The organism is Streptomyces sp. NPDC047841, assembly GCF_040704085.1.
Lineage (GTDB): Bacteria > Actinomycetota > Actinomycetes > Streptomycetales > Streptomycetaceae > Streptomyces > Streptomyces argyrophylli.
This window is the reverse complement of the sequence record NZ_JBEYRP010000017.1, coordinates 200,522-218,507: the sequence shown is the minus strand read 5'-3', so window position 1 is coordinate 218,507 and position 17,986 is coordinate 200,522. Positions and strand designations below refer to the sequence as shown.

The window sequence follows — 17,986 nt, the reverse complement described above, 5'->3', positions numbered from 1 at the left end:
GTCCTGCCGGGCCATGTGGCCCGGCAGGACTTTTTCGTCTCCGGAGCCGGGACGGGCCGGTGCGGTCAGCCGGTGGCGGCGGGGCCGTGGAAGTAGTGGCCCTCGTCCAGGTCCGCGAGGAGACCGGGCTGCACCGGTTCCCAGCCCAGCAGTTCGCGGGTCAGAGCACTCGACGCGGCGGCGTCGAAGCCGAGCGGGCCGCTCAGCCAGCCGAAGTGCCCGGCGGCGGCCTCGGGCGCCACGGAGGTCACCGGCACCTCCAGGTGACGGCCGATCACCTCCGCGATGTCACGCAGCGCGACACCCTCCTCCGCCGAACCGTGCAGCACCGAACCGGCGGGCGCCTTCTCGGCCGCCAGCCGGAACAGCCGTGCGGCGTCGAGGCGGTGCACGGCCGGCCAGCGGGTGGTGCCGTCGCCCGGGTGGCCGGAGACGCCCTTGGCGCGGGCGATGGCGACCAGGCTCGCGACGAAACCGTGGTCGCCCTCGCCGTGGCAGGTGGGGGAGAGCCGCACTACGGACGAGCGGACACCGCGTTCGGCGAGGGCCAGCGCCGCCTCCGCGGTGGTCTGCCGGACGGCGAAGTGCGAGCCGTGCAGCGCGGGCCTGTCCCGTTCGGTGGCGAGCCGCCCGGGTGCGACCCCGAGCAGCCCGGAGGCCAGGACGAAGGGCCGTCCGCTGCCGGCGAGGGCGTCGCCGAAGGCGTCCACGGCCCGGCGGTCGGCCTCGGCCGCCTCCTGGAACCCGCCGCTGAAGGCCAGGTCGTGCTTGAAGGCGAGGTGGATCACCCCGTCCGAGGCGGCGGCCGCGTCCCGCAGCACGGCGAGGTCGTCGACGGTGCCGCGGACGACCTCCGCACCGGCCGCGGTGAGCGCGGCGGCGGATGCGTCGGAGCGGGCCAGCCCGGCGACCTGGTGTCCTGCCTCGAGGAGGTCGGGCACGAGGGCGGAGCCGATCCAGCCGGACGCCCCGGTCACGAAGAAACGCATGGGAGAACCCCAGACTCTTGATGTCAGTGACTGTCATAGACCCTAGCACCCCATGTCAGTCACTGTCATCGCGTAGGATCTGCGCATGGGCAGATGGGAGCCGAACGCGCGCGAGCGCCTGGCAGAGGCGGCGTTGGAGCTCTACGGCGAACGCGGGTACGAACAGACCACCGTCGCGGAGATCGCCAAGCGCGCCGGACTGACCGAGCGCACCTTCTTCCGCCACTACGCCGACAAGCGCGAGGTGCTGTTCGGCGGCTCGGGGGAGCTGGAGGACCTGTTCGTGCGGGCGGTCACCGGGGCGCCGGCGGACGCCGCACCGATCGATGTGCTGGCCGCCGGGCTCGACGCGGTCTCGGAGGTCTTCGCCGACCGCCGCGCGTACGCGCGCGCCCGGCACGCCGTGATCACGGCGAACGCGGAACTCAAGGAGCGCGAGCTGATCAAACTGGCCTCCCTGGCGGCCGCGCTCGCCGGTACCCTGCGCGGGCGCGGCGTCCCGGAGCCCGCCGCGAGCCTCGCCGCCGAGGCCGGGGTGGCCGTCTTCAAGGTCGGCTTCGAACGCTGGCTGGCGGCGCCCGGGGACCGCGACCTGGTGCACCTGGTGCGGGAGGCGCTGACCGAGTTCAGGGCGGTGGCCGCCGGCGGCTGAGCCCGAAGGAGGACCCGGCCGCCCCCAGCCGGCGCCCGGTCGTGTGCTCGTGCGCGGAGGCGGTGCCGGTACGACTCAGGCGGTGGGGTCCGCCAGCCGCCGGAGGACCTCCACCGCCCGCTCGGCCTGATCGTGCGGCACGAAGAGGTGGTCGTGGTGGAAGCCCGCCACGACATTGCAGCTCAGGCCCGCGTCCGCGAGTGCCCGGGAGACCGCGGCGGTCAGCCCGACCGCGTCCAGCGCGGAGTGCACGCGCAACGTGATCCACCCGGCCACGTAGTCGTACGCCATCCCGGCCGCGTCCGCGTCCGCCTGCGGCAGCACGAGGGTGAGGCCCTCCTGCTCGGCGACGGTGACCACCGGGGAACAGCCGGACGGTACGCCGCCCTCGGCCGTGGTGAAGACATAGCGGCCCGGGTTCAGCTCCGGCCGCATGCCGCTGAGCAGCGCGCGCAGATCGGTCTCCCCTGTCACGGGCCCCACCCTACGGGCCGTGCCGGGCGGCCGGCCGCCCGGCCGGGTGCCCGGGTACGCCGACCGGCCGGGAGCGCGGCGCGTGCTCGTGTGAGCCCTGTACGCGCCCCCGTTCGTGTGACAAGACTGCGCGCTGTCGGCGGGCAGCGGCCGGGCGCCGCCCGCGCATCGTCCGAGCCCAGGAAGGCAGGTCGGCCGCCGTGCTGTTGCGTCTGCCCACATCCGTGACGGAAGCGCGGGAATGCCTGGCCGAGGGAGCCGTGCCGGTAGGCGGGGCGACCCTCGTGTGGGCGACGTGGCAACGCGACGGATTCCCCGGACTGGCCATGTCCCTGCGGGAGCTGCCGGAGGCCAACGTCCTCGGCCCGCAGACCGTGGGCGGTGCCGTGATCCTGCACCGGATCGACGGACGGGTGCCGGACGTCCTGCGGCTGGCCGCCGCCACGGTCGGCACCGGCGCCGTACGGCGCACGGCGACCGTCGGCGGCAACATCGCCGGCAGCACGCTGCGCTGCCTGCTGCCCGCCGCGCTAGTCCTGGACGCCCGCGCGACGGTCCTGGAAGCCGACGGCGTCCGCGAGGCCGGCCTGGCCGAGGTGGTCGCCAAGCGGCCGGTGCTGATCGGCCTGCGCTGGCGCACGCCGACCGCCTCGGCGTACCGCAAGCTGCCCGTGGAGGCGGGCGGCGCGCCGCCCCTCGTCGTCGCCTCGGCCCTGCACGCCGGGCAGGGCGCGCCCCACCGCGTGCGGGTCGCCGTACGGGACGGTTACGAGGTGCTCAGCGGCACCGCTCCCGGCGACGCGGGCGCCGGCGAGGCCCTCGAAGCACTGCGCGGCACCGCCCTCGGCGAGCTGCCGGCCGCCGCGTGGGACGTCGTACGCCCGCAGGTGGTCGGCCTGTTGGACCGGCGCGGTACGGACTGAGGGGACGGCTGCTCCCCGCGGCCGTGCACGGGCGTGTCATCGTGGCGGGTATGGCGACGGAACCGGACGTGGCGGTGCTGGTCGGGCTGCAGGCGGCCGGCAAGTCCACCTTCTACGCGCAGTGCCTGGCCGGCCGGTACGCGCTGGTCAGCAAGGACCTGTTCCCGCGCGGTGCCCGGAACAAGCAGGGCCGGCAGATGCGGCTGGTGGCCGAGCACCTGGCCGCAGGACGGGCCGTGGCCGTGGACAACACCAATCCGTCACCGCAGGAGTGGGGACCGCTGGTCCAGGCGGCCCACGCCCACGGCGCGACCGTGACGGCCTACTGGTTCCCGCCGGACGTGACGGGCTCCCTGCGGCGCAACGCCGCGCGCGAGGGCCGCGACCGGGTCCCCGACGTCGGCGTCCTCGCCACGGCGAAGCGGCTGCGCAGGCCGTCGCCGCGGGACGGCTTCGACGCGGTGCGCGAGGTCCGGTTCGACGGGCGGGGAGGCTTCCGGGTACGGGACTGAACCGGCACTGCCGGTGACGGGACGCCGCACTGTTCGCTGACAGGCAACACCCGGGGCGCTGTCGGGACCGACGCCCCCGCGCCGGGCTCCTACCTTTTCGGTGTACAGGGTCCGACCGAAGGGGACGGGAATGAAGCGCAAGGCGACGGCATGGGTGCTGCCCGCGTTACTGGTGGCGCTCAGCGTGGTGGGCTCCGGGGCTCCGTCCTCGGCGCAGAACGAGGACCGGGCCGCGGCCGCGCCGACCACGGCGGTCGGACCGCAGTACGACACCACGCACGTCTACGTCACCCTCGGCGCCACCGACGCGTTCGTCGCGAGCTGGGAGGCGACCTTCGGCGGGACCCACACGGCCAAGGTCGTCACGACGGTCACCCCGACGCCCAGCACCACCGAGTCCGAGCTGGTCTTCTCGCCGGTCGGGACCCTGTCCGTCTTCGACTTCAAGACGCCCGTGCCCTATCCGTTCGGCAGCGAACGGACGGGCTGGCTCATGAGCGACTTCGACACGGGCGTCCGCCTCGCCCGCACGAGCGGGGCCCAGGTCGTCGTCGCGCCCTTCGACGACCCCGTCGGCCGGGACGCGGTCGTCCAGTTCCCGGGCGGGATCAACGCCCAGTTGTACTGGCACACCAAGGTCCCGTCGTACGCGCCGCTGGAGACCGTGCCGGACAACCGCGTCTATCTGACACCGGACTCGGTGGACGCGTTCCTGCGCTCCTACCTGCGCTTCACCGGCGGCCGGATCGTCGCCGACCAGCGGGCGGCGGACGGCGGTGACCTCGGCCGTCCCGGGCAGACCTACCGCCGCGTCGCCCTGCGCTCCCCGTACGGCAACACGGTCGTCAGCGTCACCGACGGCCACCTGCCCTACCCGTTCGGCCGGGAGACCACCGGCTACGCGGTCAAGGACCTGCCGGCGACGCTGCGCAGGGCCGGGGCAGCCGGCGCGAAGGTGCTGTCGGGGCCGTACGCTTCGGAAGGCCGGTCCTCCGCGATGGTGGAGTTCCCCGGTGGCTATGTGGCCGAACTGCATCAAGGAGGGGATCGCGGGTGACCGACGCGACGATGGGGGATGACGTCTACCAGCCGGACGGGTCGGAGGTGCAGGACGACGTCGGTCTGCTCGACGCGTCCGACACCCTGGACTACCGCGGTGGTGAAGAGGCCCTGGACGAGGGCTACTCACCGCCGGAGCGCCCCTGGGGCGTGGAGCACACCGGCGTCACGGCGGCGGAGCGGTGGCGGGGGGAGAGTCTGGACGAGCGCCTCGCCGAGGAGGTGCCGGACATCGGCGTCCCGGAGGGCGACGGCATCGGCGACACCTGGGGCACGGACGGAGAAGTCATCGACGACGAGGTCGGCGACGAGCGCGCCGGACGGCTCGTCGCGCCCGACGAGGGCAGCCACGAGAACACCGAGTCCGACCTGTTCGCCTCCGACCGGGGCCTGGACGGCGCCGGGGCCTCGGCGGAGGAGGCCGCGATGCATGTGATCCCCGGCTCCGAGAGCTACTGACGCCCACCGCGGGCCCGACACGGAAGGCCAGCCGATGAGCAGCGCCGAACCAGGGCCGGACGCCGGCCACCACCTGCGGAACCTCCGGGAACGGATGGCCGGGCATCACCGCCGGGCCCAGGCCGAACGGGAGGAGTCCGCGCTGGAGGACGCGATCGACGGGGCGGCCTTCGACCTGGCCGCCGACATCGCCCACCCCACCGCCGGCGGCCCGGAGCCCGGCTACGACGTCGACACGGACCTCGGCGTCGACCGGCGGTGACGGCGTCCCGCGTTCCGCACGTGGACACGACCGGCCGGCCCCGCTCCGGGGCCGGCCGGTCTCACTTGAAGGCTCCGCCGGTGATCCCGGCGGTCAGGTGGCGCTGGGCGGCGACGAGCAGCGCTGCCGCCGGGACGGACGCCAGGACGGCGGTGGCCATGACGGCGTTCCACTGGTCCGTGTGGGCGCCGAGGTACTCGTAGATGCCGACGGTGACCGGCCGCACCGACTCCGTGGTGTTCAGCGTGAGCGCGAAGAGGAAGTCGCCCCAGGCGAACAGGAAGCCGAAGAGACCGGCGGTGATCAGCGCGTTGCGGCTCAGCGGGAGCACCACGGACCACAGCACGCGGAGCCGTCCGGCGCCGTCCACGCGGGCGGCGTCGACGATCTCCCCGGGGATGCTCCGCATGAACGCGCGCAGGACGAGGATCGCGAAGGGTACGCCCATGGTGGAGTCGGCGAGGATCAGCCCGCCGTAGGAGTTCAGCAGTCCCAGCTCGGTGTAGGCGCCGTACAGGGCGTTGGCCACGACGATGCCCGGCACCGTCTGGGTGACCAGGATGCCGAACAGCACGACCGTGGTGCCCCGCAGGCGGAGCCGGGCGAGCGCGTAGGCCGCCGGTGCCGCGAGGCCGAGGCTCAGCGCCGCACTGCCGAGGGCCACGACGAGGCTGGTGAGCAGGGCGCGTCCCTGGTCGCGCAGGGCGGTGGCGTAGCCGCCGAAGTCGGGGTGGCGGGGGAACCAGCCCGCCGTGAGCATGCTGCCCGCCGGTTGCAGGGAGGCGTTCACCATCCAGTACACCGGGAACAGCATCACCACGAGCAGGAGGATCCCCACGACCGTGGACAGGGGGCCGCGTGCGGGTCCGCGCTTCACCGAAGGCCCCCCTCAGCTGTTCCGGGCGCGCCGGTCGGCGCGCAGGTGGACGAGGGCGAAGGCGAGCGAGACGAGGACGAGCACGTTGCCCGTCGCGGCGCCGCGCCCGAACTCGAACTGCTGGAAGGAGAGCTGGTACGAGCGGGTGGCCAGGGTCTGCGTCGCGTCGGCAGGGCCGCCGCCCGTCACCACGAGGATGATGTCGAGCACCTTCACCGTGTAGACGACGCCCAGCACCAGCACCACGCTGGCCACGGGTCGCAGCAGCGGCCAGGTGACGTGGCGGAACGACGCCAGCCGGCCGGCGCCGTCCAGCTCCGCCGCCTCGTACAGGTGCGCCGGGATGTCCTGGAGGCCGCCGTACAGGAGCGCGGTGTTGAAGGGGACGCCCACCCAGATGTTGACCAGGATCACCGACACCAGTGCCTCGGAGGTGCCGGTCAGCCAGGGGATGCCCGAGGACAGCAGGTGGAGGTGGCGCAGCGCCTGGTTGACGACCCCGCTGTCCGTGTCGAGCATCCACCTCCACGTCGTCCCGGAGACGACCAGGGGCAGCAGCCACGGCAGCAGCAGGAGCGACCGCAGCAGGCCGCCGAGCGGGAACCTCCGCCGGAAGAACAGGGCCAGGGCCAGCCCGAGCACGAACTGTCCGGCGAGCGAACCGGCGGTGAACAGGACCGTGGTGAGCAGGGTCCGCCAGAACACGTCCGCCGACAGGGTGGCCGTGTAGTTCCGCAGGCCCACGAAGGGCGCGGCACCGGTGTAGAACGTCGTCACCGAGTAGTCCTGGAAGCTCATCACGACGTTCTTGACGATGGGGTAACCGAAGAACAGCGACAGGTGGACCAGGGCGGGCAGCAGGAACAGCCACCGGGAGACCCGCGCCCACAGCCGGGCCCGGGCCGCCCGGTCAGGAACCGGTCGCGATGCGCTGCGCACGCCTGAGCGCTTCCTGCGGAGTCCGCTCACCCGTCAGCGCGGCCTGCACGGCGGTGTAGATCCCGGTCGCGGCCCGCGGCCACTCGACGCCGAGCTCGCCGGTGCGGGCCCGGGCCCCTTGCACGCTCTTGACGAAGGCGGCCATCGACGGGACCCGCTCGGCGTACCGGGACGCCACCGAGGGGCGGGAGGGCACGGTGTGGTACTGCTCGGCCAGGGCGAGCATGTTCTCGGAGTCGTTCAGGCAGGCCAGGACCCGGGCGGCCTTCCGCTGCCGGGCCTCGGAGGAGTTCTGCGGGACGGTCCAGACCTCACCGCCGAGCGGGGTGACCAGTCTCTGGCCCGGCCGGCGGACGGGGAGGGGCGCCACGCCCCAGTGCAGGTTCTCCGTGCTGTCCATCGCGGAGATCCGCCACGGTCCGTTGACCATCATGGCCGCCCGGCCGGCGACGAACTGGTCGTGGACATCGGCCTGGGTCCAGTTCAGCACGGACTTCGACATGGACCCGCTCCTGACCAGGTCCACCCAGAGCTGGAGGGCCTGGGCGGCCTGCGGGCTGTCCAGCCGCGTCTCGTCCCCGCCGTTGGACCACAGGAAGGGCAGGAACTGCCAGGTGCCCTCGAAGGTGGCGTTGGCGTCCACGGCCATGCCGTAGCGGCCCGGCCGGGTCAGCCGGGCCGCGGCCGTCCTCAGCTCGTCCCAGGTCTTCGGCACGGCGACACCGGCCTCGGCGAGCATGTCCTTGTTGTAGAAGAGGGCGACCGTGCTGACCGTGGGCGCGAGCCCGTACACCTTCCCGCGGTAGGTGCCGGCCGACCGGATGCCCCCGGTGTAGCCGCCGGCGTCGATGCCGTACCGGTCCAGCGGGGTCAGCGCTCCGGTCCGGGCTATCTGCTGCAGGTCGGGGTTGTCGAGCATCAGCAGGTCGGGCAGGGTCCGCGACGACGCCTGCCGCAGCACCTGGGGGACCAGCGACGCCCCCGGCACGCTCCTGTGCTCGACGGTGACACCGGCGGCCCTGCCGCAGGCGGAGAGCCGCTTGCCCCACTGGGCGTGCTCGGTCGCGTCGGTGTAGTAGTCGAGGGCGGTGATGGAGGTCACCTCGCCGCCGGCCGATCCGGAGCCGGTTCCCCCAGCGCACCCGGCGGCGGCCAGTACCAGGGCGACGGTTCCGCAGAGGGCGGTGATCAGCCGAGCCGACGGTCTGACCGCTGTGTTCATGAGGTGGTGCCTTCCGAGCGCTGCTGGTACCGGACCGTCCCGAGTCCGGATGAGTGGGTCCATACCGGCATGTTCCAGTCCGAGCAGGGATGGTACCGGAAGCAGACAATCGGAAGATCACTAGATTTCGAACGTCAGTACAGGGCTCCGTGGTCACCGCACTGGCCCGCGGCTTCCCGGATCATCGCCGCCACGGCGTCCGGCCGCGACAGGACCACGGCGTGCGAACCGTCCACGACGCGTTCGGTGGCCGCCATGCGCTGCGCCATGAACCGCTGAGCGGTCGGGCTGAGCATCCGGTCGGCGGTGGCGATGGCGTACCAGGACCGCTTGCGGGCCCACGCGGGCGGTCCCGACCTCGCGGTCAGCGCACCCCGCGCGATGGGGCGCTGCGTCACGGACAGCACGCCGCCGACCCCGGGCGCCAGATCGGCGGCATACACGTCGAGGAAGCGCTCGCGGCGGAGGTACAGCTCGCTGTCCGGGCCGGCGGGAGACTCCGCGGGAAGCCGGCGGGTGACGGTCGGATCCGGCCCCGGCATGGGGGAGAAGCGGTGCGTGACGTCCAGCAGGGACTCCCCGGCGTCCAGCCCGAACCCCGCGACATAGCACAGCGCCACGACGTTGTCGGTGTCGGCCGCGGTGATGACCGCGCCCCCGTAGCCGTGCCCGGCCAGCACGACCGGGGCGCCGATCTGGCCCACCACGCTCCTGAGGTAGGCGGCGTCGTGCGCGAGGCCGCGCAGCGGGTTCGCCGGCGCGTACACCGTCAGTCCGGTGGTGTGCAGGCGACGGATCACCCCCGACCAGGACGAGGCGTCGGTGAACGCACCGTGCACGAGCACGACGGTCGGCGGTAAAGGCGTGCGTCCGGGCACCTCGATGACCTCCGGTGGGGGGTGGAGGCATCCAGCCAAGCCCATCCGGGTCACGCCGGCATCGCGCGAACATACCAGGAACCCCTCACCCGTCGGGCAGGGCCATGACCAGGTTGGCCAGCTGCACCCGGGAATTGACCGACAGCTTGCGGAAGGCGGACGTCAGGTGCGTGTTGACGGTGTGCGGGGAGACGACGAGCAGCTCCGCGGCCGCACGGTTGCTGTGCCCCTCGGCGATCAGACGCGCGACCTTCTTCTCCGAGGCGGTCAGGGCCTCCCAGCCCTGGACGGGGCGCTGCCCGTCCCCCGTGCGCCGTCCGCCGGTACCCGCACGCCGCAGGTCGCGCTGGACGTGGGCCGCCACGGCGTGCGCGCCCGCCGCGATGAACGCGTCCTGGGCCCCGGTCAGGGCCGCCACCGCCTCGTCCCGCCGGCCCGCGGCCAGGAGCGCCCGTCCGAGGTCGGCGGAGGCCGCGGCCCGGACCAGCGGGCGCGGACTCTCCCCGAGCAGGCTGACGGAACGTTCCAGCAGGGCCAGGTCGTCGCACACCAGCCCACGGGCGCGCGCCGCGAGACCCGCGGCGGTGGGCACCGCCGGATTGCGCGCGGCGTGGGCCTCGGCCTGCGCGGCCAGGTCCTCGGCGAGCTCCCGGTCCGCGCCGCGCAGGGCCACGCGGATCGCGGTGCCGACCCACGTGCGCAGCAGCCGCCAGCGCAGGAAGGGCGCCTCCCGCTGCACCTGCCGGACCCGGTCGACGGCGCGGCCGGCGTCCCCGTCGGCCTCGGCGTGGACCGCTTCCAGGAAGCGCACCGCGGCCGTGTTGCCCGGGTTCGGCTTGACCGCCAGCCGCTTGCGCGCCTCGGCCAGGTGCTGCCGCGCGGCCTCCCGGTCGCCGCGCAGCAGGGCGATCCGGGAGCGGATCACCCGGCCGTTCACCTGCTGGACGTGCGCCCGCACCTCGTCCTCCAGGCGCTCCATCGTCACGAAGTCGGCCTCCGCGTCGTCCAGCCGGCCCAGCTCCAGATGCTGCTGTCCCTGTGCCCACAGCAGCATCGCCTCACGGATGCCGCTCGATTCGTCCGCCGCCCTCGCCAGCAGCCGCTCGCTGGTGACGAAGTCGTCCATGTGCTGGTACGCGACGATCTCCTCGGGGAAGAAGGCGGGGTCGACGGCGCTGAGCGCGGTGAAACGTTCCAGCGCGAGCGCGTTCTCCCCCGCGTTGAGCGCGATCTCCCCGAGCGCGAACAGTGCCTGGACATGGGCGTCCCGGTCGCCGGTCGCCACGGCGGCACGCAGTGCCTCCTCGCCTGCCTCCCGCGCCGGTGCCAGGTCGTGCGCCCGGGACAGCGCCAGCGCGCGCAGACCAGCCAGCCGCGCCGCCACCTCCGGGGCCGCGCCGCCGACCGCGAGGGCCGACTCGGTGCGGCGGCGCAGCTCGTCGGCGAGGTCCAGGTTCCACAGCGTGCCGCCGAGGGCGGCGTGGAGCCGGCCGAACGTCCCCATGGGCGGCCGGTACGCCAGCAGCCGGTCCCCGGTCGCCAGCGCCTCACGGTTCCGCCCGGCCCGGGTCAGGGACACGATCGCCTGCTCACCCACGGCGAACCACAGCGGCCGTGCCACCGGCACCAGGTCCAGCGCGCGCGTCACCAGGTCGGCCGCGAGGCCGGGCGTGACCGGCAGCACGTCGGCGGCGGCGCGCCTGAGCAGCGCGACCGCCTCCTCGTCTCCCGGCTGGGCGCCCCTGAGGATGTGCGAGACCACGTCGATCGGCTGGTGGCCCGCGGCGACGAGCCGGCCCGCGGCCTCCCGGTGCAGCACCTTCCTGGCCGAGGGCGGGATGTCCACGTAGACCGCCTGGCGCAGCAGGTCGTGCCGGAAGACGAGCTGGTCGCCGTCGTCGTCCAGCAGCCCCGCGCGCACGGCCTCCTCCAGCGCCGGGAGCAGCGTGACGGACGGCCGGCCGCAGAGCGCGGCGGCGTCCTGGAAGCCGAAACGGCGGCCCAGCACCGCTCCCATCTGCAGGAAGCGCAGGGTGTCCGGGTGCAGCGAGCCCAGCCTGCCGCGGACGCCCACGACCAGCCCCGGGGGCACGGGCTCACCGGAGGCGTCGGAGGACCGCAGCCCCGAGAGCATCTCGACGGCCAGGAACGGGTTCCCGCCCGCCCCGGCGAGCAGCTCGCGCACCCGCTCGTCGACGGCCGCCCCCAGGGCGTCACCGGCGAGCTGGCCGATGGCCGCGCCGGACAGCGGGCCCAGGGACAGGGTGCGCACCGGGAGCTCGTCCGCCACGGCCGCGACGATCTCCTCCGCCGGTCCGCCGACGCCCTGCCGTTCGGTCAGCAGCCACAGCACGGGGGAGGTCCGCAGCCGGCCGGGCAGCTGCTTCAGGGCGAACCGGCTCAGCGGGTCGGCCCACTGCACGTCGTCCAGGGCGATCAGCAGCGGCCCGCCGCCGGCCCGGTCCTCGATCGCCTCCGCGAGACGCTCCACCAGCCAGATCCGCTGGTCGTGCCGGCGGGTGAGGTCGACCAGCGCGTCGCCGGCCAGCAGCGGCCGGTCGCCGTGCAGGACGCAGGTCGCCAACGACGACAGCGGTACGAGGTGGTGCAGCTCGTCGGCCTTGCCGAGGCCGACGGAGAACCCCGCCGCCTGCGCACGGGCGACGGTTTCGGTCAGGAGCGTGGTCTTGCCGATGCCCGGTTCCCCGCGGAGCACGGTGAGCGCGCCGCCTCCGGTGCGGGCCACCGAGTCGATCAGTGTCCGCAGCACGTCCAGTTCGGCCTCCCGGCCGCGCAGCCCGCTGCGCGACAACGGTCCGCCTGACCCCGCCACCTGAGCCCTCCCCGTCCGCACGCGCCGGTCGGGCCGGCGCCCCAGGGCCACTATGGCAAAAACGGCAGCTCAGCGCATTGTGGGGAAGTGACGACGCGTGACCCCGCTCACTGCCGGCCGGCTCGTCCGACCGGCTCAGGCCGACACGGGCGGCGCGACCGACGGTGACGCGGGGTGTACGGGCGTCCCGCCCCGCAGCGACGCGGTCCGCGGACTCAGGGCGGAGTCGCGCCACGCGGCGGGGGAGGTCCCGTAGGCGGCGCGGAACACCCGGCTGAAGTGGGAGGCGCTGGAGAAGCCCCAGCGGTGCGCCACCGCGGCGACGGTCAGGCCCGCCGCGTCCCGGCGGGCCAGGTCGCGACGGCAGTGCTCCAGCCGGCGCTGCTGGATCCACCGGCTGACGGTGATGTCCTCCAGCTCGAACAGCTTGTGCAGGTAGCGCACGGAGATGTGGTGGGCCCGGGCGATGGAGTCCGGCGACAGCTCCGGGTGCGCGAGGTGCCGGTCGATGTACGCCCGGATCCGGACCAGCGACGTCCGGGCGCCGCTCGCCGAGTCCTCGGTTCCCCTGCCGCACCGCTCCTCGGCCAGGGTCCGCACCAGGTCCACCACGTTGCGGGCGATCAGCTCGCCCGTCCGCTGGGGATACGTCGCCGCGCTGTCCACGAGCCGGGACAGGAGCGGGGTCAGCAGGCCGCCGACCGCCGATTCGGGGCCGAGCGGGGCCGCCGTGATCTGCCGCAGGTCCGACTCGCCCAGACCCAGGACCTCCCGGGGCAGCACCAGGGACTTCGTCCGGAAGTGCTCGGGGAGGGTCAGCCGGACGGGCCGCGCCATGTCGTAGAAGAACAGCTGCCCCGGACGCACGTGGGCCTCGCGGCCGTCCTGTTCGATGCGGGCGGCGCCCGCGCAGAGCAGCTTCACCACGACGTAGTCGTCGTTGTCGCTCCCCGCGATGAGCCGCCGGGTGCGGTGGGCCCGCAGCGGATCGCTGTCCACCGTGACGGTCTGCACCGGGCCCAGCGACGACGTACGGATCGTGCCGCGGTCGACCTCGTCGGGAACGCCCATGTCCACGGCACTGAACGTCTGGGCCAGGGCATCGCGCCAGTACGCCCGGCGTCGGTGGGCGGGAACCGTCTTCGTGGTGTAGTGGGTGCCCGGGGTCCCCGGGTCCAGTGTCGAGGGATTCGACGACATGATCTCCGCCCTTCGGCCGCTGCGCTTTCGAAAACACAGCGTGCCAGGGCGGCCGGATGACCACATCGCGCGAACGCGTGAGACCAGGGGTACGGGACGACGAGCCGTGCTCAGGCCGGCCGGATCAGCGGGGACCGGTTTCAGCGGGGCCGGTTTCAGCGGGCCCCCGCCCAGGTGCGCCGTGCCCAGTCCGCGAAGGACGTCCAGCGCACCTCCGGGTGGGCGGCGTGCAGTGCGGGGATGTCGACGCGGTAGCCGGGTCCGTTCAGGAAGGTCCACATGGCGTGCATGTCCGGATTGCCGATCGCCGCCAGCGGGACCTGCTCGTGCCGGACCTCCCGCCCCAGCGCCGCGCCGAGCGCGGCCGCCATCTGGGCCGGGGTGGGCGCGTCGCCGGCCAGCTCGATCCGCCGCCCGGCGTAGGGGGCGGGGTCGAGCAGCACCTCCGCCGCGAACGCGCCGAGGTCCGGACGGGCGAGCTGCTGCAACGGCCGGTCGGGCGGCAGCGGCAGATCGAGGACGCCGTCCAGGATGCGCTCCGCTCCGCCCAGCGCGTTGTCGAAGAAGTAGGTCGGCCCCAGGATCGTGTACGGCACGTCGCCGGCGGCCAGCTCCGCCTCGATGCGGGCCTTGCTCTGGAAGTGCGGCACCCCGCTGTCCTGGTCGGCCCCCGCCACGGAGCTGAACACCAGATGGGGAACGCGTGCGTCCGCCGCGGCGGCGAGGATGGCCCGCCCCTGGTCCACCTCCGCGTCGACTCCGGCCTCGAAGGGCGTGGTGAACGCGAAGACGCCCGCCACCCCTCTCATCGCGGAGGCCAGCGACGCACGGTCGCCCAGCGATCCCGCCACCACCTCGACGCCCCGCTCGGCCAGTTCCCGGGCGGAGCTCCGGCCCGGGTCACGGACCAGCGCGCGGACCCGCGCCCGGCGGCCCAGCAGCGCGTCGGTCACCGCCCCGCCCTGCCCTCCGGTCGCCGCGAGCACCAGAACCGGTTGGTCGTTCATCGGGGTTCTCCCTCTCTCGTACGTGGTGATGGGCGCCGGCCGGAGCGCGCGGCCCCCGGCCACCTTCCACCCTGGCCGGCCGTACCCGGCGTCACGGCGCGCGGGTGGCCTTGACCGTCCCCGTGGCGGACGACCTGGCCCGTGCCCGGTCCGGGTGCCGGCCGGGGTGCCGCCCGGCACGGACCGGCGGCCACGGTGGCGGCTCCGCCTGCGGTGGTGTCCGCCTCCCGCCGGGGCCGGTCACGGCGGGCACCGTCGTCGTGGCTGCGCGAGCAGCGCCCGCGGCCTCGGTCGGCGGGGGTGGACGGCGCAGGGCAGGCAGGCTGTGGGGGCTGGGCTGGGCTGGGCCGGGCCGGGCCGGTGGGCGGCCCCGCTCGTGACGCGTCCTGCGCCGGGCATGGCCGTCGCCGTGGCTGCCATTGGCAGCGCCCGCTGGTACGGAGGGCTCGGACCGGAACCTCGATCGAGCGCGGGGCAGGCCGGGCCGGCTGGCGGCCCTGCCCATGGCGCGTCCACCCTCCCGCCGCGGGCCGGTGCGCCGGCGCCGGGCGCGCGATCCTGGTGGGCGGCCGTCGCGAGCGACGCCCCGCCGGGTCGCGTTATCCGCTCGCGCCGCGCCGCGCCTCCCCGCGCCGCCCCTCCCCGGGCCCGGTCCGCGTGGGATCACCGCGTGGGCGGCGGGGCGGGCGGGGTCGTTGCCGGACACGCCGCCCGTTCCGCCGTGGGCGGTCCCCGCCGGGCCTCAGGAGCGGACGAGCGGGGTGTCCACCAGGTGCTCGGCCAGGAACCAGGCCTGGAGTTCGCCGGTGCGGATGATCTGGGACACCAGCAGGTCGTTGGTGCCGTCGTCACCCAGCTCGACGGTGCGGGCGGCCGCGTCGTGGGCCTCGGTCAGGATGGTCTCGTGGGCCTCCAGGAGCCGCGAGAGCATCGCCGGGACCTCCTCCACACCGTCCGGCGGGCGCGGGATCGACGTGATCTCGGCGACGTGCCGGGGGTCGCCCACCGCGACGCCGCCCAGGGTCTGGACGCGCTCGGCGAGGGTGTCGACCAGTTCCAGCTGCTCGCCGGCGTGCTTGTCCAGCAGCAGGTGCAGCTGGTAGAAGGTCGCGCCCCGCATGATCCAGTGGTGCTTCTTGTAGAGGCCGTAGAGGATCTGGGTGTCGGCCAGCACCTTGTTCAGGCGCTGGCAGGAGTACATGCGCGCCTCGTAGGACAGGGCGATGGGGAACTGCTTGACGGTTCCGAACTCCTGGATGACCGCGCCCTTCTGGTGCAGCCAGGGCTGGCTGCTCGGGGGCTGGGTACCGGTGGTCATGTCGTGCCTCCTGCGGATGGCGTGCTTGCGTACGAGGTCGACGCTAGGTGCCGAACCGGGGGGCGGGTTGCCCGGGAGTGCACGCATGGGTGCTCGTCAGCGCACCGGGCGGAACCCGCGGCACGGGCGGGTCACTCGCTGCCGGCCGTGAGCTGTTCCACGACACGGTCGAGGTCGATGTGGCGGTGCTCGGTGCCCGGCGGCACCAGTACCTCGGTGCGGTGCAGGAAGGCCGTGACGGAGGCGCTCGCCAGGTCCAGGAGCGCCGATCCGGCGCGCGTCCGGAGCAGGACGCGGACCGAGCCCGGCCGGCCCTGGTGCCGCGGGTAGACCACCACGTCCCCGGCCCCGGCGGGCCGGCGCAGCCCCTGGGCGAGGAGTGACCGGGCGAAGACCCACTCGACGCGGAGCGCGGAGGGGGTGCCCAGGCACAGGCGGACGGCGTAGGGGTCCGCGGCGGAGTACTGGAGTTCGGCCGGTACCGGTATCGGCAGTTCGTCGGCCACGGTGACGCGGACGCTGGTCTTGCATACGATCGGGTCCTCGTCCGCGGCCCCGGAAGAATCGTTTCTCATGCCGTCCCCCTGTGTGTGACGTCTCGGTTCGGTGTGCCGGCCCGTGCCCTGACGGGCCGGGGTGCTGACGACGGTACGGCGGGTCCGGGGGAGTGGCTTGCCGACGAGCGCACGGGTTGTTGCCCGAAGAAGAAGCACCCGCGTACGCGGCCCGCGGGGCGTCCGGGGGCCGGTCCGCCTGGCGTCCGGGCCGGTCCGGCCGGATGATGGTTGAATGTAGAACAATTACTGGGTGGAGAGGTGATCCCGATGAGCAATGTCGAGACGGAGCCCGTCGAAGTGCGCTGCGGCACCGAGGCGGACGGCGGGCCGCCGGCCGGGACGCCCCGGGTTGAGGTGCTGACCCCGCGCGACGTCCCCCTGGGCGGCCCGCGCGCGATGACCGTACGGCGCACCCTGCCGCAGCGCGCCCGGACCCTGATCGGCGCCTGGTGCTTCGCCGACCACTACGGCCCCGACGACGTCGCCGAGACCGGCGGCATGGACGTCGCCCCGCACCCCCACACCGGGCTGCAGACGGTGAGCTGGCTGTTCAGCGGGGAGATCGAGCACCGCGACAGCCTGGGCAGCCACGCCCTGGTACGGCCCGGCGAGCTGAACCTCATGACCGGCGGGTACGGCATCAGCCACTCCGAGGTCTCCACCCCGCGCACCACCGTCCTGCACGGCGTCCAGCTCTGGGTGGCGCTCCCGGAGGAGCACCGTGCCACCGCGCGGGACTTCCGGCACCACGTCCCCGAGCCCGTGACGGCCGACGGCGCCGAGATCCGGGTCTTCCTCGGCTCCCTCGCCGGCAGCACCTCCCCGGTGCCGGCCTTCACGCCCCTGCTCGGTGCCGAGATCGTCCTGGAGCCGCACGCGGCCGTCACGCTCGCCGTGGACCCCGGCTTCGAGCACGGTCTCCTGGTCGACCAGGGCACCGTCCGCCTCGCCGACGTCCCGCTGAAGCCGGCCGAGCTGGGCTACGTGCACCCGGGGCCCGGCACGCTGACCCTGGCCAACGAGTCGGACGGTGTCGCGCGGACGGTCCTCCTCGGCGGAACGCCTTTCGAGGAGGAGATCGTCATGTGGTGGAATTTCATCGGCCGGAGCCACGAGGATATCGTCAGGGCCCGCGAGGACTGGCAGAATTCCTCCGATCGCTTCGGCGCCGTCGAAGGATATCCGGGAGACCGTCTTCCCGCCCCCGTCCTGCCGAATGCCACCATCACCCCGCGCAGGAATCCGCCGCGTCACTGACGCCCTTTCGAAAGGCACCCCATGACCCAGCCTTCCGCCACCCCGGTCGTCGAGCGTGTGGACGCCAGGAACCGCTACGAAATACACGTCGACGGCAAGCGCGCCGGCCTGACCGCCTACCGCGACCGCGACGCGCAGCGCGTCTTCTACCACACCGAGATCGGCGACGCCTTCGCCGGACAGGGCCTGGCCTCCCGGCTGGTCCAGGAGGCGCTCACCGACGTACGGGAGTCCGGGAAGCGGATCGTGCCCGTCTGCCCGTACGTGGCGAAGTTCCTCCAGCGGCACGAGGAGTTCGCCGACCTCGTCGACCCCGTGACGCCCGACGTCCTGCGGTGGCTGGAGACCGAACTGGGCTGACCGGCCACGACCCGGCCGCCGGCCGTCCAGGGCCGGCGGCCGGCTGTCCGGGCAGCGCACCAGCTCTGGCCTCACAGTGCACACCGCCCGTGTTCCCCTCGCCCCGCGGCCGCTCGTGCGGTTAGTGTCCAGGCAGTCGAATTCCACCGGCGTGGGCGTTCCCCGCGAACGCCCACGCGGCGACGGGCCGCATATTCCGCACACCTTC

The 17,986-nt window shown here is 74.0% G+C and carries 19 protein-coding genes; 8 read left to right on the top strand and 11 right to left on the bottom strand.

What is annotated here, in order from left to right:
* Positions 1 to 65: 65 nt before the first annotated feature.
* Positions 66 to 989, bottom strand: coding sequence for an SDR family oxidoreductase (locus tag AB0947_RS28735; RefSeq protein WP_366753226.1), 924 nt, complete (start codon positions 987 to 989; stop codon positions 66 to 68).
* Between the two features lie 85 nt (positions 990 to 1,074).
* Between AB0947_RS28735 and AB0947_RS28730 the strand changes: the two genes are divergently transcribed.
* Positions 1,075 to 1,641 (top strand): helix-turn-helix domain-containing protein, encoded by a 567-nt coding sequence (locus AB0947_RS28730; RefSeq protein WP_366753225.1) that lies wholly within the window; start codon positions 1,075 to 1,077, stop codon positions 1,639 to 1,641.
* Positions 1,642 to 1,716: 75 nt separating this feature from the next.
* On the opposite strand, the gene AB0947_RS28725 is transcribed toward AB0947_RS28730, so the two are convergent.
* Positions 1,717 to 2,115 carry an ACT domain-containing protein gene (locus AB0947_RS28725; RefSeq protein WP_366753224.1) on the bottom strand — a complete coding sequence of 133 codons (399 nt, stop codon included), beginning with the start codon at positions 2,113 to 2,115 and terminating at the stop codon, positions 1,717 to 1,719.
* Positions 2,116 to 2,315: 200 nt separating this feature from the next.
* Between AB0947_RS28725 and AB0947_RS28720 the strand changes: the two genes are divergently transcribed.
* The 5 genes from AB0947_RS28720 (at position 2,316) to AB0947_RS28700 (ending at position 5,330) form a co-directional block, all read left to right on the top strand.
* A complete protein-coding gene (locus AB0947_RS28720; protein ID WP_366753223.1) occupies positions 2,316 to 3,038 on the top strand; it encodes an FAD binding domain-containing protein in 723 nt (240 codons plus the stop codon).
* A gap of 50 nt (positions 3,039 to 3,088) precedes the next feature.
* Complete coding sequence (locus AB0947_RS28715; RefSeq protein ID WP_366753222.1) at positions 3,089 to 3,550, top strand: AAA family ATPase; 462 nt, start codon at positions 3,089 to 3,091, stop codon at positions 3,548 to 3,550.
* Between the two features lie 130 nt (positions 3,551 to 3,680).
* Entirely contained in the window at positions 3,681 to 4,607 is a 927-nt protein-coding gene (locus AB0947_RS28710; RefSeq protein WP_366753221.1) for a glyoxalase, read from the top strand.
* Between the two features lie 11 nt (positions 4,608 to 4,618).
* A complete protein-coding gene (locus AB0947_RS28705; protein WP_366753256.1) occupies positions 4,619 to 5,068 on the top strand; it encodes a DUF5709 domain-containing protein in 450 nt (149 codons plus the stop codon).
* Between the two features lie 34 nt (positions 5,069 to 5,102).
* Positions 5,103 to 5,330, top strand: coding sequence for a hypothetical protein (locus AB0947_RS28700; protein WP_366753220.1), 228 nt, complete (start codon positions 5,103 to 5,105; stop codon positions 5,328 to 5,330).
* Between the two features lie 61 nt (positions 5,331 to 5,391).
* Here AB0947_RS28700 and AB0947_RS28695 read toward each other — a convergent pair whose 3' ends face one another.
* The 9 genes from AB0947_RS28695 to AB0947_RS28655 form a co-directional block, all read right to left on the bottom strand.
* Positions 5,392 to 6,207, bottom strand: a complete 816-nt coding sequence (locus AB0947_RS28695) for a carbohydrate ABC transporter permease (protein WP_366753219.1) — start codon at positions 6,205 to 6,207, stop codon at positions 5,392 to 5,394.
* 12 nt (positions 6,208 to 6,219) lie between these two features.
* Complete coding sequence (locus AB0947_RS28690; protein ID WP_366753218.1) at positions 6,220 to 7,146, bottom strand: sugar ABC transporter permease; 927 nt, start codon at positions 7,144 to 7,146, stop codon at positions 6,220 to 6,222.
* Entirely contained in the window at positions 7,118 to 8,368 is a 1,251-nt protein-coding gene (locus tag AB0947_RS28685; protein ID WP_366753217.1) for a sugar ABC transporter substrate-binding protein, read from the bottom strand. The genes AB0947_RS28690 and AB0947_RS28685 overlap by 29 nt, the downstream gene beginning before the upstream one ends.
* A gap of 134 nt (positions 8,369 to 8,502) precedes the next feature.
* Positions 8,503 to 9,207, bottom strand: coding sequence for an alpha/beta hydrolase (locus AB0947_RS28680; RefSeq protein WP_366753216.1), 705 nt, complete (start codon positions 9,205 to 9,207; stop codon positions 8,503 to 8,505).
* Between the two features lie 124 nt (positions 9,208 to 9,331).
* Positions 9,332 to 12,079: an AAA family ATPase gene (locus tag AB0947_RS28675; RefSeq protein ID WP_366753215.1), complete on the bottom strand. Its 2,748-nt coding sequence runs from the start codon at positions 12,077 to 12,079 to the stop codon at positions 9,332 to 9,334.
* Between the two features lie 135 nt (positions 12,080 to 12,214).
* Positions 12,215 to 13,279, bottom strand: coding sequence for a helix-turn-helix domain-containing protein (locus AB0947_RS28670; RefSeq protein ID WP_366753214.1), 1,065 nt, complete (start codon positions 13,277 to 13,279; stop codon positions 12,215 to 12,217).
* 155 nt (positions 13,280 to 13,434) lie between these two features.
* Positions 13,435 to 14,286: an NmrA family NAD(P)-binding protein gene (locus AB0947_RS28665; protein WP_366753213.1), complete on the bottom strand. Its 852-nt coding sequence runs from the start codon at positions 14,284 to 14,286 to the stop codon at positions 13,435 to 13,437.
* A 742-nt stretch (positions 14,287 to 15,028) separates the two neighbouring features.
* Positions 15,029 to 15,604 carry a DNA starvation/stationary phase protection protein gene (locus AB0947_RS28660; protein ID WP_058083357.1) on the bottom strand — a complete coding sequence of 192 codons (576 nt, stop codon included), beginning with the start codon at positions 15,602 to 15,604 and terminating at the stop codon, positions 15,029 to 15,031.
* A gap of 131 nt (positions 15,605 to 15,735) precedes the next feature.
* Positions 15,736 to 16,179 (bottom strand): SsgA family sporulation/cell division regulator, encoded by a 444-nt coding sequence (locus tag AB0947_RS28655; protein ID WP_366753212.1) that lies wholly within the window; start codon positions 16,177 to 16,179, stop codon positions 15,736 to 15,738.
* Between the two features lie 249 nt (positions 16,180 to 16,428).
* Here AB0947_RS28655 and AB0947_RS28650 point away from each other — a divergent pair, with 249 nt between their 5' ends.
* Together AB0947_RS28650 and AB0947_RS28645 are read left to right on the top strand one after the other, a co-directional pair.
* Positions 16,429 to 17,418: a pirin family protein gene (locus AB0947_RS28650; RefSeq protein WP_366753211.1), complete on the top strand. Its 990-nt coding sequence runs from the start codon at positions 16,429 to 16,431 to the stop codon at positions 17,416 to 17,418.
* Positions 17,419 to 17,439: 21 nt separating this feature from the next.
* The gene (locus AB0947_RS28645) at positions 17,440 to 17,778 is read left to right on the top strand and encodes a GNAT family N-acetyltransferase (protein WP_366753210.1); all 339 of its coding nucleotides are present in this window, start codon (positions 17,440 to 17,442) and stop codon (positions 17,776 to 17,778) included.
* The last annotated feature ends 208 nt before the right edge of the window (positions 17,779 to 17,986 follow it).

Coding starts and splice junctions, on each gene's coding strand:
- AB0947_RS28650 (WP_366753211.1), top strand. CDS start 16,429: ATGAGCAATGTCGAGACGGAGCCCGTCGAAGTGCGCTGCGGCACCGAG.
- AB0947_RS28730 (WP_366753225.1), top strand. CDS start 1,075: ATGGGCAGATGGGAGCCGAACGCGCGCGAGCGCCTGGCAGAGGCGGCG.
- AB0947_RS28685 (WP_366753217.1), bottom strand. CDS start 8,368: ATGAACACAGCGGTCAGACCGTCGGCTCGGCTGATCACCGCCCTCTGC.
- AB0947_RS28715 (WP_366753222.1), top strand. CDS start 3,089: ATGGCGACGGAACCGGACGTGGCGGTGCTGGTCGGGCTGCAGGCGGCC.
- AB0947_RS28645 (WP_366753210.1), top strand. CDS start 17,440: ATGACCCAGCCTTCCGCCACCCCGGTCGTCGAGCGTGTGGACGCCAGG.
- AB0947_RS28665 (WP_366753213.1), bottom strand. CDS start 14,286: ATGAACGACCAACCGGTTCTGGTGCTCGCGGCGACCGGAGGGCAGGGC.
- AB0947_RS28705 (WP_366753256.1), top strand. CDS start 4,619: ATGGGGGATGACGTCTACCAGCCGGACGGGTCGGAGGTGCAGGACGAC.
- AB0947_RS28670 (WP_366753214.1), bottom strand. CDS start 13,279: ATGTCGTCGAATCCCTCGACACTGGACCCGGGGACCCCGGGCACCCAC.
- AB0947_RS28710 (WP_366753221.1), top strand. CDS start 3,681: ATGAAGCGCAAGGCGACGGCATGGGTGCTGCCCGCGTTACTGGTGGCG.
- AB0947_RS28660 (WP_058083357.1), bottom strand. CDS start 15,604: ATGACCACCGGTACCCAGCCCCCGAGCAGCCAGCCCTGGCTGCACCAG.
- AB0947_RS28655 (WP_366753212.1), bottom strand. CDS start 16,179: ATGAGAAACGATTCTTCCGGGGCCGCGGACGAGGACCCGATCGTATGC.
- AB0947_RS28700 (WP_366753220.1), top strand. CDS start 5,103: ATGAGCAGCGCCGAACCAGGGCCGGACGCCGGCCACCACCTGCGGAAC.
- AB0947_RS28735 (WP_366753226.1), bottom strand. CDS start 989: ATGCGTTTCTTCGTGACCGGGGCGTCCGGCTGGATCGGCTCCGCCCTC.